Source organism: Pseudomonas khorasanensis, assembly GCF_014268505.2.
In the GTDB taxonomy this organism is placed as follows: Bacteria; Pseudomonadota; Gammaproteobacteria; order Pseudomonadales; family Pseudomonadaceae; genus Aquipseudomonas; species Aquipseudomonas khorasanensis.
The window spans coordinates 757,168-770,492 of the sequence record NZ_JABWQP020000001.1; the positions used below are offsets into that span (position 1 = coordinate 757,168).

Consider the following 13,325-nt stretch of genomic DNA (forward strand, 5'->3'; position numbering starts at 1 on the left):
ATCCACTGGTGTGTGCAGGGCGAACCTTGAGGCCACAAGCGCCATGCTCGGGACTGAAGGCGCCGTCAGCTCAACGGGTTCCAGCGCTGCGACCAGTCGTCATCGGTTCGGATCACTTCGCGCAACAGATCGAAGGCCTGCTGCAGCACCGCCGAGTCGCGATCACGCGAGTAAACCAGATAGGTCGGATAGCCAAATTCCGGCGCCTTGGTGACGGCCTCCAGAGCGCCGGTTTCCAGGTACGTGCGCACGACACGGGTCCGGAAATAGCCGCTGCCGCCGTTTTCGAGAATGTATTGCAGGGCCAAAGGGCCAAGGTTGAAGCTCAGCGCGGCTTTGGCTTTTTCCGGCAGGGCGGCATCGTGCTGACGACGGAAATCCGGGCCCCAGTCGATGTAGACGTAGGGATCGGGGCGTTCCGGCGCGCGCACCAGAATCAGCTTTTCCTCAAGCACCTGCTCGACCTGCAGCCCCGGCCAGTATTCCGGTTGGTAGACGAGTGCGGCATCGAGCACGCCCAGTTCGAGCTGGCGCAACAGGTTCTCGCCGTCGCGGATTTCCATGCGCAATGCGTGTCCGGGGATTTTATCGCGCAGTTCGGCCGCCCAACTGAGCATCAGCGGATTGCACAGGCTGACCTCGCCACCAATGTGCAGAACGTTGTGATAGCCCTCGGGCAGCGGCAGATCGCGGCGCGCGGCTTCCCAGGTTTGCACCAGTTGATTGGCATAGATGACGAAAGCTTCGCCGTTGGCCGTCAACTTCGCCCCGGCGCGATTGCGCACGAACAGCGTGCTGCCTAACTGACTTTCAAGTTTTTGCACCCGGGCAGTAATCGCCGTTTGCGTAACGAACAGCTTCTGCGCAGCGGCGGCAAGGCTGCCGTGACGGACGATTTCGAGGAAGGTACGGGCGAGGTCGATGTCCATGGGGCGGGGCCGGTGTTTTTGAGGTTGGGCATTGTAAGGCAAAAGCCCCTGCACCTGGCTCTCTCACAGGAAGAGCGCCAGGCACCAATCCACCCTCTCTGAATGCAATTACCCCCCGTGCTGAATTGTGAACCCATGAAACGACAAATCCCGCCAAAGGGGCGGGATCTGTTTTTACCGGGCAGCTTCTTACGAAGGGAACAGCTCGGACAGTTTCATCGACAGCATCATATCGCCTTCAACGCGCAGTTTGCCGCCCATGAATGCCTGCATGCCGTCGGTCTCGCCGCTGACGATGCCTTTCAGGGTTTCACTGTCGAGCACCAGCGTGCAGTTGGCGTCCGGGTTTTCACCTTCCTGGATTTCGCAGGTGCCGTCTTTGACGATCAGTGCGTATTGCTTGTCTTCGTCGGTGATGTTGAAACCGAAGACCAGATCCAGACCGGCAGCGGCGGCTGGGTTGAACTTGGCTTGCATTGCTTTTACGGCATCAGCTACGGAGGTCATGGTTCGATCCTTTCTGGTAATAGGAGCTGTGTGGTTACAGCCAGGGTCACAGTAAGCCGGACTCAGCGAAAAGTGATGAGTTCCGGGGCCTTCAGCAGTTGCAGGTGTGCGTGACTGTTGAAGGAAGCCAGAGCCACCTCGCGACCGCGAAACTTCAATTGGTTGAGCGAGGTGTTGACGATTTGCCAATTCAATTCAAAGGCCTGCCTTGCAGGCATTTGCGTAATCAGGTGAAGCAGGGCGGTGATGGTGCCGCCGGAAGTGAACACGGCGATTTTCTGGTTTTTTTCCGCCAGATCGAGGATGCGATGCAGGCCGGCGTGGACCCGCTCGACAAAACCCAGCCAGCTTTCCAGTCCGGGTGGATCGTAGGTGCCGGCCAGCCAGCGTTCGACGATCAGGGCAAAGATGCGCTGGAATTCGCCACGGTTTTGCGCGGCGTTGCGCAGGATGTCGAGGGCTTCCGGCTCCCTGGACAGCAGGTCCGGGAGCAGGGCACGAATCACCGCATCGGCATCAAACTCGTTGAAGGCGGAATCGGTTTCGAGAACGGGAGTGGTCAGGCCTCTGGCGCTGAATTGTCCCAATGCGCTCGTGGCGGTGTGTTGCTGACGGCGTAGGTCGCCGGCAATGCAGCGATCAAAACTGACGCCGAGGTCGGCAAGGTGCTGACCGAGAATTTCTGCCTGACGAATGCCGATCGGAGAGAGGACGTCATAGTCGTCTGCACCAAAGGAGGCCTGGCCATGTCGTATCAAGTAGATGCTGCCCACGTCCGCGTCATCCCGGTACGTTGAAGGTCTGGCGAGGTTATGAGGATGACGGAGAGCTGTCAATGAAAAAACATACGCTTGTTTGAAATGCTCGTTCCAGCCATGTTGCCAGAGGTTTCACGGCTGGCCGACGAGCCGGCGCATGGGTATGCTTGAGCCATCCCGCGCGGGTTTTGCATCCGCGCATTGTTTTGAGGAGTCTCTGTGGAGTTTTTCACCGAATACGCCAGTTTCCTGGCCAAGACGGTCACGCTTGTGATCGCCATTCTGGTCGTGCTTGCCAGTTTTGCCGCGATGCGCAGCAAGGGTCGGCGCAAGTCAGCGGGCCAGTTGCAGGTCAGCAAACTCAATGATTTCTACAAAGGGTTGCGTGAGCGCCTGGAGCAGACGCTGCTCGACAAGGACCAGCTCAAGGCCTTGCGCAAGGGCGAAGCCAAGGCCGACAAAAGCGAGAAGAAACAGAAGAAAAAGCCTGATACCAAAGCTCGGGTGTTTGTGCTGGATTTCGACGGCGACATCAAGGCCTCGGCGACCGAAAGCTTGCGCCATGAAATCACCGCACTGCTGACCCTCGCTACGCCAAAAGACGAAGTGGTACTGCGTCTGGAAAGCGGTGGCGGCATGGTCCACAGCTATGGCCTGGCGTCTTCGCAACTGGCGCGCATCCGCGAAGCCGGCGTGCCGTTGACCGTGTGCATCGACAAAGTCGCCGCGAGCGGTGGTTACATGATGGCGTGCATTGGCCAGAAGATCATCAGCGCACCCTTCGCCATCCTGGGATCGATTGGTGTGGTGGCGCAGTTGCCCAACGTCAACCGCCTGCTGAAAAAGCATGACATTGATTTCGAAGTGCTGACGGCCGGTGAATACAAGCGCACCTTGACCGTGTTTGGCGAAAACACCGAAAAGGGCCGGGAGAAGTTTCAGGAAGACCTCGACATCACCCATCAGTTGTTCAAGAACTTCGTCTCGCGCTATCGCCCGCAACTGGCAATCGACGAAGTGGCCACTGGCGAAGTTTGGCTCGGCGTGGCCGCGCTGGACAAACAGCTGGTTGATGAGCTCAAGACCAGTGACGAATACCTGGCGCAGAAGGCCAAACAGGCCGATGTCTATCACCTGCACTACGCCGAGCGCAAAAGCCTGCAGGAGCGCATCGGCATGGCCGCGAGCGGTTCAGTGGATCGCGTACTGCTGAACTGGTGGAGCCGCCTGACGCAGCAGCGCTTCTGGTAAAAAAGCGATATCGCAGGCATAAAAAAACGCCGGTCAGATGACCGGCGTTTTTTTTGCAGACTTAACGACGACGGAACAGTGGCAGCGGTTCGTCGGCGGCCGCCTGGTACGTCACGGAGAAGTCTTTCAGACCTTCAAGTGCCTCGTACGGGTCTTTGTCCGCGCGGATAGCGAACGCATCAAACCCGCAACGGCGCATGTAGAACAGCTGATCCCGCAACACGTCGCCGATCGCCCGCAACTCACCCTTGAAACCATAGCGGTCACGCAGCAGACGGGCGTTGGAGTAGTTGCGGCCGTCAGTAAACGCAGGGAAGTTCAGCGCGATGACCTGAAACTGATCAACGTCTGCACCGATTTCCTCGGCTTCCTCATCAGCGTCCAGCCAGACGCCCAGGCCGCCATCGCGGGCCTGGAGCATGCGGCTGTGCTCGCGCCACAGTTGCAGAGGCACGATCAGGTCGTCGCAGTTGCTGATCTCGTCGATGTTGAAATCCTTCGGCAGCAAGTGCCAGGTTTCATCGACGACTTCGTTGTTTTTAATGATTCGCTGCATAGACGCGTTCCTTGAAGAGGTCGATGCCAATACGCTGATAGGTGTCGATGAAGCGCTCGTCTTCAGTACGTTGTTCGACGTACACGTCAATCAGCTTCGAGATGACATCCGGCATGGCTTCCTGAGCGAAGGACGGGCCGAGGATCTTGCCAAGGCTCGCGTCACGGCTGGCGCTGCCGCCCAGAGAGACCTGGTAGAACTCTTCGCCCTTCTTGTCCACCCCGAGAATACCGATGTGGCCGACATGGTGGTGACCGCAAGCGTTCATGCAACCGGAGATGTTCAGGTCAAGCTCGCCGATGTCGAACAGATAGTCCAGGTCGTCGAAACGGCGCTGGATCGACTCGGCAATCGGGATCGACTTGGCGTTGGCCAGCGAGCAGAAATCACCGCCCGGGCAGCAGATGATGTCGGTCAGCAGGCCAATGTTCGGCGTGGCGAAACCTTGCTCGCGCAGCTCGCCCCACAGGGTGAACAACTGGCTTTGCTCGACATCGGCAAGAATGATGTTCTGCTCGTGGGAAGTGCGCAGTTGGCCGAAGCTGTAGCGCTCGGCCAGATCCGCGACGGCGTCGAGCTGTTTATCGGTAATGTCGCCCGGCGCAACGCCGGTCGGCTTCAGCGACAGGGTCACGGCTACATAGCCCGGCTTCTTGTGCGCCAAGGTGTTGCGGGTACGCCAGCGGGCGAAGCCTGGGTGTTCCTTGTCCAGATCGGCCAACTGAGCCGTCTGGTTGTCGAGGACCTTGTAGTCCGGGTCGACGAAATGCTTGGCGACGCGATGCAGTTCGGCTTCGGTCAGCGTGGTCTGGCCACCGCGCAGGTGCTCCATTTCCGCATCGACTTTTTGTGCGAATACTTCTGGGGTCAGTGCTTTGACGAGGATCTTGATGCGCGCCTTGTACTTGTTGTCACGACGGCCGTAGCGGTTGTACACACGCAGAATGGCATCGAGGTAGCTCAACAGGTCCTGCCACGGCAGGAACTCGTTGATGAATGCGCCCACAACCGGCGTACGCCCGAGGCCTCCGCCGACCAGCACGCGGAAACCCAGCTCGCCAGCGGCGTTGTAGACCGGTTCCAGACCGATGTCATGGACTTCGATGGCGGCACGGTCAGCGGTCGAACCGTTGACGGCGATCTTGAACTTGCGCGGCAGGTAGGCAAATTCCGGGTGGAACGTCGTCCACTGGCGCACGATCTCGCACCAAGGCCGCGGATCGATCACTTCATCGGCGGCGACACCGGCGAACTGATCGGTGGTGACGTTGCGCAGGCAGTTGCCGCTGGTCTGGATCGCGTGCATCTGCACGGTTGCCAGCTCGGCAAGGATGTCCGGGATGTCTTCAACGGCCGGCCAGTTGAACTGCACGTTCTGCCGCGTACTGATATGGGCGTAGCCCTTGTCGTAGTCGCGGGCGATCTTGGCCATCATGCGCACCTGACGCGAAGTCAGCTGGCCGTAAGGCACCGCCACGCGCAACATCGGCGCGAAGCGCTGGATGTACAGGCCATTTTGCAGGCGCAGGGGGCGGAATTCTTCTTCGCTCAGCTCACCTGCCAGATAGCGTCGGGTCTGATCACGGAACTGCTTGACGCGGTCCTCGATGATCCGCTGATCGTACTCGTCGTATACGTACATATAAGTCCTGTTCTCAGGCTTTGGGCTACTCGGAAACGCTGCGTTTTCGCTTGCTGAAGTCCGATTATGCCTCTGCAATTCTGCGCGCACGGCCGCGCGCTCCCTAACGGAGCCGGGGCAATATACCCGTTTGCAGTTATGCGCAAAAGTGATGTTTGAGTATATGTAAAGAACCAAATCGCCTAACGAGAACAGTTATTAACTATTCCACATTTGTCGTGCGGGCAATCATCGTCTTAACTGTGGACGAGTCTTTCTGCAATCACCGACAAAACCGATAAGAGGCGATGCAATGAGCAACCCGACCAAGGCAAGGAAAAGCGACAGTAGCGTTGATGCGTGGGCCATTTTGTTTCTGATTATTCTGGTCGTGGGAACGGCCGTGTTCTGGGTCAGCCATCAATGAACCAAAGCTCCGGGAACGGCCATGGGCCGTTCCCGGGCTGGCCTAAAGCCCCGCCAGATGCAGCACCAGCTTGACGATGCCGAACAGCGTCAGCGCGAATATCGCCGTGAACAGAATGCCCAGCATGACGAAATGGCTGGGTTTGCCGTGGGTAAAGTCCCTTTCCCGATTCTTGCCGCTCTGCACCCCGAACGCCGCCGCCAGCACGCTGTGCAGCATCTGCCAGAAGGTCGGCGGTTTGTTGTCGACTGGATCGTCCATAAATCCCTCGTCTGTGGTGTGTTCAGACAAGCATAGCCAACCCGCTGAAGAACACAGCAAAGCTAATCGCGAAGAGGCCGGCACAGACGCCTCATCCTCGCTCCTGCAGGGTCTGTGAGGCTGGATCAGTTGTCATAACCCAGATTCGGCGCCAGCCAGCGCTCGGTCACGCTCAGGTCCTGACCCTTGCGCGCGGTGTAGCTCTGGACCTGGTCCTTGTCGATTTTGCCCACGGCAAAGTATTGCGCCTGCGGATGAGCGAAGTACCAGCCACTGACCGCAGCGGCCGGGAACATTGCGTAGTGCTCGGTGAGGAACACGCCGCTGCGTCCGGCACGCATTTCGGCCGCCTCTGGATCAAGCAGGGTGAACAGCGCGGCTTTCTCGGTGTGATCCGGACAGGCCGGGTAGCCAGGCGCGGGACGGATGCCACGGTATTGCTCTTTGATCAGTGCATCGTTGTCGAGCACCTCGTCCCTCGCATAACCCCAGTGCTCTTTGCGCACTTGCTGGTGCAGCCATTCTGCGCACGCTTCGGCCAAGCGGTCGGCCAGGGCCTTGACCATGATCGAGTTGTAATCGTCGCCAGCGTCCTGATAAGCCTTGGCCACTTCCTCGGCGCCAATGCCGGCGGTGGTGATGAACCCACCGACATAGTCGGTGATTTCGCTGTCCTTTGGCGCAACGAAGTCGGCCAGGCAGAAATTGGGTTTGCCGTCGGTCTTGATGATCTGCTGACGCAGGTGATGAAGTTTGGCCAGCGGCTTGCCGTCATCGCCGTACAGCTCGATGTCGTCCTCATTTACCTGGTTGGCCGGCCAGAAACCGAACACTGCACGGGCACTGATCAGCTTCTCGTCGATCAGCTTGGCGAGCATCTCCCGGGCGTCCTTGTACAGCGCCGTGGCGGCTTCACCGACCACTTCGTCTTCAAGGATGCGTGGGAATTTGCCCGCCAGATCCCAGGAAATGAAGAACGGCGTCCAGTCGATGTATTCGGCCAGCACCTTGAGGTCGATGTTGTCCAGCACCTTGCTGCCGGTGAAGGTCGGTTTGACCGGCTGATAACCGGCCCAGTCAAATTGCGGCTTCTTGGCGATCGCGGCGGCGTAGCTGAGGCGCTCGGTGCGGGCGCTGCGATTGGACGTGCGCTCGCGGACGTCGATGTACTCCAGGCGGGTTTTTTCGACGAAACCGGCCTTGAGTTCCTTGGACAGCAGCTGCGTCGCCACGCCGACGGCGCGCGAGGCATCCGTCACGTAGACCACGGCGTCGTTGCTGTACTTCGGTTCGATTTTCACCGCCGTGTGTGCCTTGGACGTGGTCGCGCCACCGATCATCAGTGGCAGGTGGAAATCCTGACGCTGCATTTCACGGGCAACGTGAACCATTTCATCCAGCGACGGGGTGATCAGGCCGGAGAGGCCGATGATGTCGCACTTTTCTTCCTTGGCGACCTGCAGGATCTTCTCGGCCGGCACCATCACGCCGAGGTCAACGATGTCGTAACCGTTGCAACCGAGCACCACGCCGACAATGTTCTTGCCGATGTCGTGCACGTCGCCTTTCACCGTGGCCATGAGGATCTTGCCCTTGGCTTCCGGTTTGTCGCCTTTTTCCAGTTCGATGAATGGAATCAGGTGCGCCACAGCCTGTTTCATCACACGGGCGGATTTTACCACTTGCGGCAGGAACATTTTGCCGGCGCCGAACAGGTCGCCGACGATGTTCATGCCCGACATCAGCGGGCCTTCGATGACCTCGATCGGGCGGGCGAACGACTGGCGCGACTCTTCGGTGTCTTCGACGATGTGCGTGGTGATGCCCTTGACCAGCGCATGCTCCAGACGCTTGTTGACGTCCCAGTTGCGCCATTCTTCGGTCTCGGCTTCCTTGACACTGCCGTCGCCCTTGTACTTGTCGGCGATGGCGAGGAGGGCGTCGGTGCCTTCCGGAGTGCGGTTGAGGATCACGTCTTCGACGGCGTCGCGCAGCTCCTGCGGGATCTGGTCGTAGATCTCCAGTTGGCCGGCGTTGACGATGCCCATGGTCAGGCCGGCGCGGATCGCGTACAGCAGAAACACCGAGTGAATCGCCTCGCGCACCGGGTTGTTGCCGCGGAACGAGAACGACACGTTGGACACGCCGCCTGACGTCAGCGCGTACGGCAGCTCATCGCGGATGTAGGCGCAGGCATTGATGAAGTCCACGGCATAGTTGTTGTGCTCTTCGATGCCGGTGGCCACGGCGAAGATGTTCGGGTCGAAAATAATGTCTTCCGGCGGGAAGCCGACTTCGTTGACCAGAATGTCGTAGGAGCGTTTGCAGATTTCCTTCTTGCGCGCCTCGGTGTCGGCCTGGCCTGCTTCGTCGAAGGCCATTACCACCACCGCAGCGCCGTAGCGCTTGCACAGTTTGGCGTGATGAATGAACTGCTCGACGCCTTCTTTCATGCTGATCGAGTTGACGATGCCTTTGCCCTGAATGCATTTCAGGCCGGCCTCGATCACTTCCCATTTCGAGGAGTCGATCATGATCGGCACGCGCGAGATGTCCGGTTCGCCGGCGATCAGATTGAGGAAGGTCACCATGGCCTTCTTCGAATCGAGCATCCCTTCGTCCATGTTGATGTCGATCACTTGGGCGCCCGCCTCGACCTGCTGCAGGGCGACTTCAAGGGCTTCGGTGTAGTTGTCTTCACGGATCAGGCGGGCGAACTTGGCCGAGCCGGTGATGTTGGTCCGCTCGCCGACGTTGACGAACAGCGAGCTGCGATCAATGGTGAACGGCTCCAGGCCGGACAGGCGGCAGGCCTTGGGAATGTCCGGAATCTGTCGCGGTGCGTAACCGGCCACGGCTTTGGCGATGGCTTCGATGTGGCCCGGCGTGGTGCCGCAGCAGCCGCCGACAATGTTGAGGAAGCCGCTTTGGGCGAATTCTTCGATGACTTTTGCGGTTTGCGACGGCAACTCGTCGTACTCGCCGAACTCGTTGGGCAGGCCGGCGTTCGGGTGCGCGGAAACGTGGGTGCTGGCCTTGTTCGACAGTTCTTCCAGATACGGACGCAGTTCACTGGCACCCAGGGCGCAGTTCAAACCCACCGAAATCGGCTTGGCGTGGGCCACGGAGTTCCAGAACGCTTCGGTGGTCTGGCCCGACAGGGTGCGGCCGGACGCATCGGTGATGGTGCCGGAAATCATGATCGGCAGTTCGATGTGCAGCTCTTCGAATACACCTTGCACGGCGAAGATCGCCGCTTTGGCGTTGAGGGTGTCGAAGATGGTTTCGATCAGGATCAGGTCGGCGCCGCCCTCGATCAGGCCTTTGGTGGCTTCGGTGTAGTTCTCTACCAGTTCATCGAAGGTAACGTTGCGATAGCCGGGGTTGTTGACGTCCGGTGACAGCGAGCAGGTGCGGCTGGTCGGGCCGAGCACGCCGGCGACGAAGCGCGGCTTGGCCGGGTTTTCAGCGGTTTTCGCATCGGCGACCTTGCGGGCCAGGCGTGCGCCTTCTACGTTGAGTTCGTAGGCCAGTTCTTCCATGCCGTAATCGGCCATCGAAATGCGCGTGGCGTTGAAAGTGTTGGTTTCGAGAATGTCGGCACCGGCGTCCAGATAAGCCTTTTCGATGCCGCCGATCACGTCCGGACGAGTGATCACCAGCAGGTCATTGTTGCCCTTGACGTCACTGGGCCAGTCCGCGAAGCGTTTGCCGCGATAATCCTGCTCTTCGAGCTTGTAGCTCTGGATCATCGTGCCCATCCCGCCATCGAGAATCAGGATGCGCTCTTTGAGGGCTTGCTTGAGAGCTTGAAGGCGGACGCTGCGATCGGACATGTGGACTACTCGAAAAGACCATTACGAAGGAGCGGGATCATAGCAAACCTGTGCGCTTTTGGAGCATACAAGCCATTTGCATGAATATCGCTCATGTTGGTACGAGCGTCATAAAGGTAGAATCGCGGCCTTTTTTCATCATCGGGATCAGCAGCATGCCGTACCGCGTCATCAGTATCTTGTTGCTGTTCCTGAGCGGGGGCGCTGTGGCGCAAGATCCTGCGACCTCGTCTACTATCTCTTACAGCCGCGACATTCAACCGATCTTTACCGAGAAGTGCGTGGCCTGTCATGCCTGCTACGACTCTGCGTGCCAGTTGAATCTGGGCAGTGGCGAAGGCGCAGCCCGTGGCGCGAGCAAAATGCCGGTCTATGACGGCGAACGCACCCAGGCGGCGCCGACCACGCGGCTGTTCTACGACGCATTCGGCAAGCGCGCCTGGCAGCAGAAAGATTTCTATTCGGTGCTCGACGCTCAGGGCAGCCAGGCCGCACTGATGGCGCGCATGCTCGAACTTGGTCACAAGACGTCGCTGACGCCGAACGCCAAGCTCCCGCAAGAGATTGTGCTGGGGCTCAACCGTAACAATCTCTGCGCAATGCCCGCGGAGTTTGACGCTTACGCCGGTGTGCATCCTAAAGAAGGGATGCCGCTGGCCGTCACCGGGCTGACCGATCAGCAGTATCAGACCTTGCAGCGCTGGCTGGCCTCGGGTGCGCCAATAGATGAGCAAAATCTGGCGCCAAACGCCAAGGAGGCGATGCAGATATTGCAGTGGGAAAACCTGCTCAATGCCCCCGGCGCGCGGCAAAGCCTGGTGGGGCGCTGGCTGTTTGAACACTGGTACCTTGCGCACCTCTATTTCAAGGACGGCGAGCCGGGGCGCTATTTCCAGTGGGTCCGCTCACGCACGCCGAGCGGCCAGCCGATCGATCTGATCGCCACACGTCGCCCCAACGACGATCCGGGTACTCAGGTGTTTTACCGCTTGTGGCCGGTGCAAGGCGTGATCGTGCACAAGACGCACATCACTTACCCGCTCAGCGCTGCGAAAATGGCCCGGATCAAAAGCCTGTTTTACAGCGGCAACTGGCAGGTCAATGCCTTGCCGGGTTACGGCCCGCAGAGCCGGGCCAACCCATTTGCCACGTTCGAGGCGATCCCGGCACAGGCGCGCTATCAGTTCATGCTCGATAACGCCGAGTATTTCGTTCGCACGTTTATTCGCGGGCCGGTGTGCCGTGGGCAAATTGCAACCGACGTGATCCGCGACAACTTCTGGGCGCTGTTTCAAGCGCCCGAGCATGACCTGTATATCACCGACCCGAACTATCGCGGCCAGGCCACGCCATTGCTGGCGATGCCGGGGCAGAACGACGACGTTGGCAGCGTTTTGAGCCTGTGGCGCAACTATCGCGACAAGCGTAACGAATACGAAGCCCTGCGCCGCGACAGCTACGCCGACCTCCCGGCCCCGAGCTGGTCGACGCTATGGGCCGGCAATGACAACGCCTTGCTGAGCATTTTCCGTCATTTCGACAGCGCTTCGGTGACCAAGGGTCTTATTGGCGAAGTGCCGCAGACGATGTGGCTGTTCGATTATCCGCTGCTGGAACGCACGTATTACCAGCTCGCTGTCAACTTCGACGTGTTCGGCAACGTTTCCCATCAAGCGCAGACCCGGCTGTACTTCGACCTGATCCGCAACGGCGCCGAGCAGAACTTCCTGCGCCTGATGCCCGCCGATTCGCGCGAGGACTACCTCAACGATTGGTACCAGAACAGCGGACAGTTGAAGATGTGGCTCGACTATGAAGCCATCGATGACGATAAGCCGACCGCACTCAAACTTGACGAGAAAGACCCGAAGCGCGATTTCGCACTGCAGTTGCTGGCGCGTTATGGCGATTTGAACGCGCGACCGGACCCGATCAATCGCTGTGACGGCGCTTATTGCTCGCGGCCCAACATCGATCCGGCGTTACAGAATGCAGAACAGGCTTTGAGTCGCCTGGCATCGCGGCCAGCGGCCGGGCTGAAAGTCATCGATCAAATGCCCGAAGCGACCTTGCTGCGCGTCGAAACGGCGAGTGGCAAGCGCGAGGTCTACAGCCTGCTGCGCAACCGCGCCCACAGCAACGTGGCGTTTCTGCTCGGCGAATCGCTGCGTTATCAACCCGGGCTCGACACGCTGACGATTTATCCGGGCGTGCTGACCAGCTATCCGAATTTCATCTTCAACGTCCCGGCCGATCAAATCCCGGCGTTTGTCGATGCCATGGAAAATGCCAGGGATGCCAACCGGTTCGAGAAGGTCGTCGAGCGGTGGGGCATTCGCCGCAGTCACCCGCAGTTCTGGTTCTATTTCCATGATCTGAGCGCTTACATCCATGAGACCGATCCCGTGGAAGAGGGCGTGCTGGATATGAATCGGTACGAGAACCTGTGATTGATCGCTACGGCTGTCATTGCCACAGGGGATGTAGGGTGGAACTATCGAGATTCTTTCCCGACAAAAATACTAGGACTTTGTCAGGCGCCCTGATTGGCGTAAACTGCGCCCAAGCCTGCGAGGAGTTTCCATGACCGCTATTACCATTACCGACGCCGCCCATGATTACCTGGCCGATCTGCTCTCCAAGCAGAACACCCCGGGCATCGGCATCCGCGTCTTCATCACCCAGCCCGGCACCCAGTACGCCGAGACCTGCATTGCCTACTGCAAGCCGGGCGAAGAAAAACCTGAAGATACGGCGCTGGGGCTGAAAAGCTTCACCGCTTACATCGATTCGTTCAGCGAAGCGTTTCTCGATGACGCCGTGGTCGATTACGCCACCGACCGCATGGGCGGCCAGCTGACCATCAAGGCGCCTAACGCCAAGGTGCCGATGGTCAACGCCGACAGCCCGGTCAACGAGCGCATCAACTATTACCTGCAAACCGAAATCAACCCGGGGCTGGCCAGCCACGGCGGTCAGGTGAGCCTGATCGATGTGGTGGAAGACGGCATCGCCGTGTTGCAGTTTGGTGGCGGTTGCCAAGGCTGCGGCCAGGCTGACGTGACCTTGAAGGAAGGCATCGAGCGCACCTTGCTGGAGCGCATTCCGGAGCTCAAGGGCGTTCGCGACGTGACTGACCACACGCAGAAAGAAAACGCCTACTACTAAGGCGTTTGCTG

General features: G+C 59.3%; 10 protein-coding genes. 3 read left to right on the forward strand and 7 right to left on the reverse strand.

Annotated elements, in window-relative coordinates; translation table 11 throughout:
- Positions 1 to 65: 65 nt before the first annotated feature.
- The 3 genes from HU727_RS03605 to HU727_RS03615 form a co-directional block, all read right to left on the reverse strand.
- Positions 66 to 929 (reverse strand): LysR family transcriptional regulator, encoded by an 864-nt coding sequence (locus HU727_RS03605; protein ID WP_186528313.1) that lies wholly within the window; start codon positions 927 to 929, stop codon positions 66 to 68.
- A 189-nt stretch (positions 930 to 1,118) separates the two neighbouring features.
- The gene (locus HU727_RS03610) at positions 1,119 to 1,436 is read right to left on the reverse strand and encodes an SCP2 sterol-binding domain-containing protein (protein WP_186528314.1); all 318 of its coding nucleotides are present in this window, start codon (positions 1,434 to 1,436) and stop codon (positions 1,119 to 1,121) included.
- Positions 1,437 to 1,498: 62 nt separating this feature from the next.
- A complete protein-coding gene (locus HU727_RS03615) occupies positions 1,499 to 2,209 on the reverse strand; it encodes a histidine phosphatase family protein (protein WP_186528315.1) in 711 nt (236 codons plus the stop codon).
- Positions 2,210 to 2,413: 204 nt separating this feature from the next.
- Here HU727_RS03615 and sohB point away from each other — a divergent pair, with 204 nt between their 5' ends.
- The gene (sohB, locus tag HU727_RS03620) at positions 2,414 to 3,445 is read left to right on the forward strand and encodes a protease SohB (RefSeq protein WP_186528316.1); all 1,032 of its coding nucleotides are present in this window, start codon (positions 2,414 to 2,416) and stop codon (positions 3,443 to 3,445) included.
- Positions 3,446 to 3,506: 61 nt separating this feature from the next.
- Here the strand turns inward: sohB and HU727_RS03625 are convergent, their stop codons facing one another.
- The 4 genes from HU727_RS03625 to metH all read right to left on the reverse strand — a co-directional run bounded on the left by HU727_RS03625 (position 3,507) and on the right by metH (position 10,146).
- Entirely contained in the window at positions 3,507 to 4,001 is a 495-nt protein-coding gene (locus HU727_RS03625) for a DUF934 domain-containing protein (protein WP_186528317.1), read from the reverse strand.
- Positions 3,985 to 5,643: a nitrite/sulfite reductase gene (locus tag HU727_RS03630; protein ID WP_186528318.1), complete on the reverse strand. Its 1,659-nt coding sequence runs from the start codon at positions 5,641 to 5,643 to the stop codon at positions 3,985 to 3,987. Before HU727_RS03630 ends, HU727_RS03625 begins: the two co-directional genes overlap by 17 nt.
- Before the next feature lie 448 nt (positions 5,644 to 6,091).
- Positions 6,092 to 6,310, reverse strand: a complete 219-nt coding sequence (locus tag HU727_RS03635; RefSeq protein WP_186528319.1) for a DUF2970 domain-containing protein — start codon at positions 6,308 to 6,310, stop codon at positions 6,092 to 6,094.
- A 125-nt stretch (positions 6,311 to 6,435) separates the two neighbouring features.
- Positions 6,436 to 10,146 (reverse strand): methionine synthase, encoded by a 3,711-nt coding sequence (gene metH / locus HU727_RS03640; RefSeq protein WP_186528320.1) that lies wholly within the window; start codon positions 10,144 to 10,146, stop codon positions 6,436 to 6,438.
- Positions 10,147 to 10,301: 155 nt separating this feature from the next.
- Here metH and HU727_RS03645 point away from each other — a divergent pair, with 155 nt between their 5' ends.
- The gene (locus HU727_RS03645) at positions 10,302 to 12,596 is read left to right on the forward strand and encodes a fatty acid cis/trans isomerase (protein ID WP_186528321.1); all 2,295 of its coding nucleotides are present in this window, start codon (positions 10,302 to 10,304) and stop codon (positions 12,594 to 12,596) included.
- Between the two features lie 133 nt (positions 12,597 to 12,729).
- On the forward strand, positions 12,730 to 13,314 hold the full coding sequence (gene nfuA / locus HU727_RS03650) for a Fe-S biogenesis protein NfuA (RefSeq protein ID WP_003225494.1): 585 nt from the start codon (positions 12,730 to 12,732) through the stop codon (positions 13,312 to 13,314).
- Positions 13,315 to 13,325: the final 11 nt, after the last annotated feature.

Coding starts and splice junctions, on each gene's coding strand:
- HU727_RS03605 (WP_186528313.1), bottom strand. CDS start 929: ATGGACATCGACCTCGCCCGTACCTTCCTCGAAATCGTCCGTCACGGC.
- HU727_RS03610 (WP_186528314.1), bottom strand. CDS start 1,436: ATGACCTCCGTAGCTGATGCCGTAAAAGCAATGCAAGCCAAGTTCAAC.
- HU727_RS03625 (WP_186528317.1), bottom strand. CDS start 4,001: ATGCAGCGAATCATTAAAAACAACGAAGTCGTCGATGAAACCTGGCAC.
- HU727_RS03630 (WP_186528318.1), bottom strand. CDS start 5,643: ATGTACGTATACGACGAGTACGATCAGCGGATCATCGAGGACCGCGTC.
- HU727_RS03635 (WP_186528319.1), bottom strand. CDS start 6,310: ATGGACGATCCAGTCGACAACAAACCGCCGACCTTCTGGCAGATGCTG.
- metH (WP_186528320.1), bottom strand. CDS start 10,146: ATGTCCGATCGCAGCGTCCGCCTTCAAGCTCTCAAGCAAGCCCTCAAA.
- HU727_RS03645 (WP_186528321.1), top strand. CDS start 10,302: ATGCCGTACCGCGTCATCAGTATCTTGTTGCTGTTCCTGAGCGGGGGC.
- nfuA (WP_003225494.1), top strand. CDS start 12,730: ATGACCGCTATTACCATTACCGACGCCGCCCATGATTACCTGGCCGAT.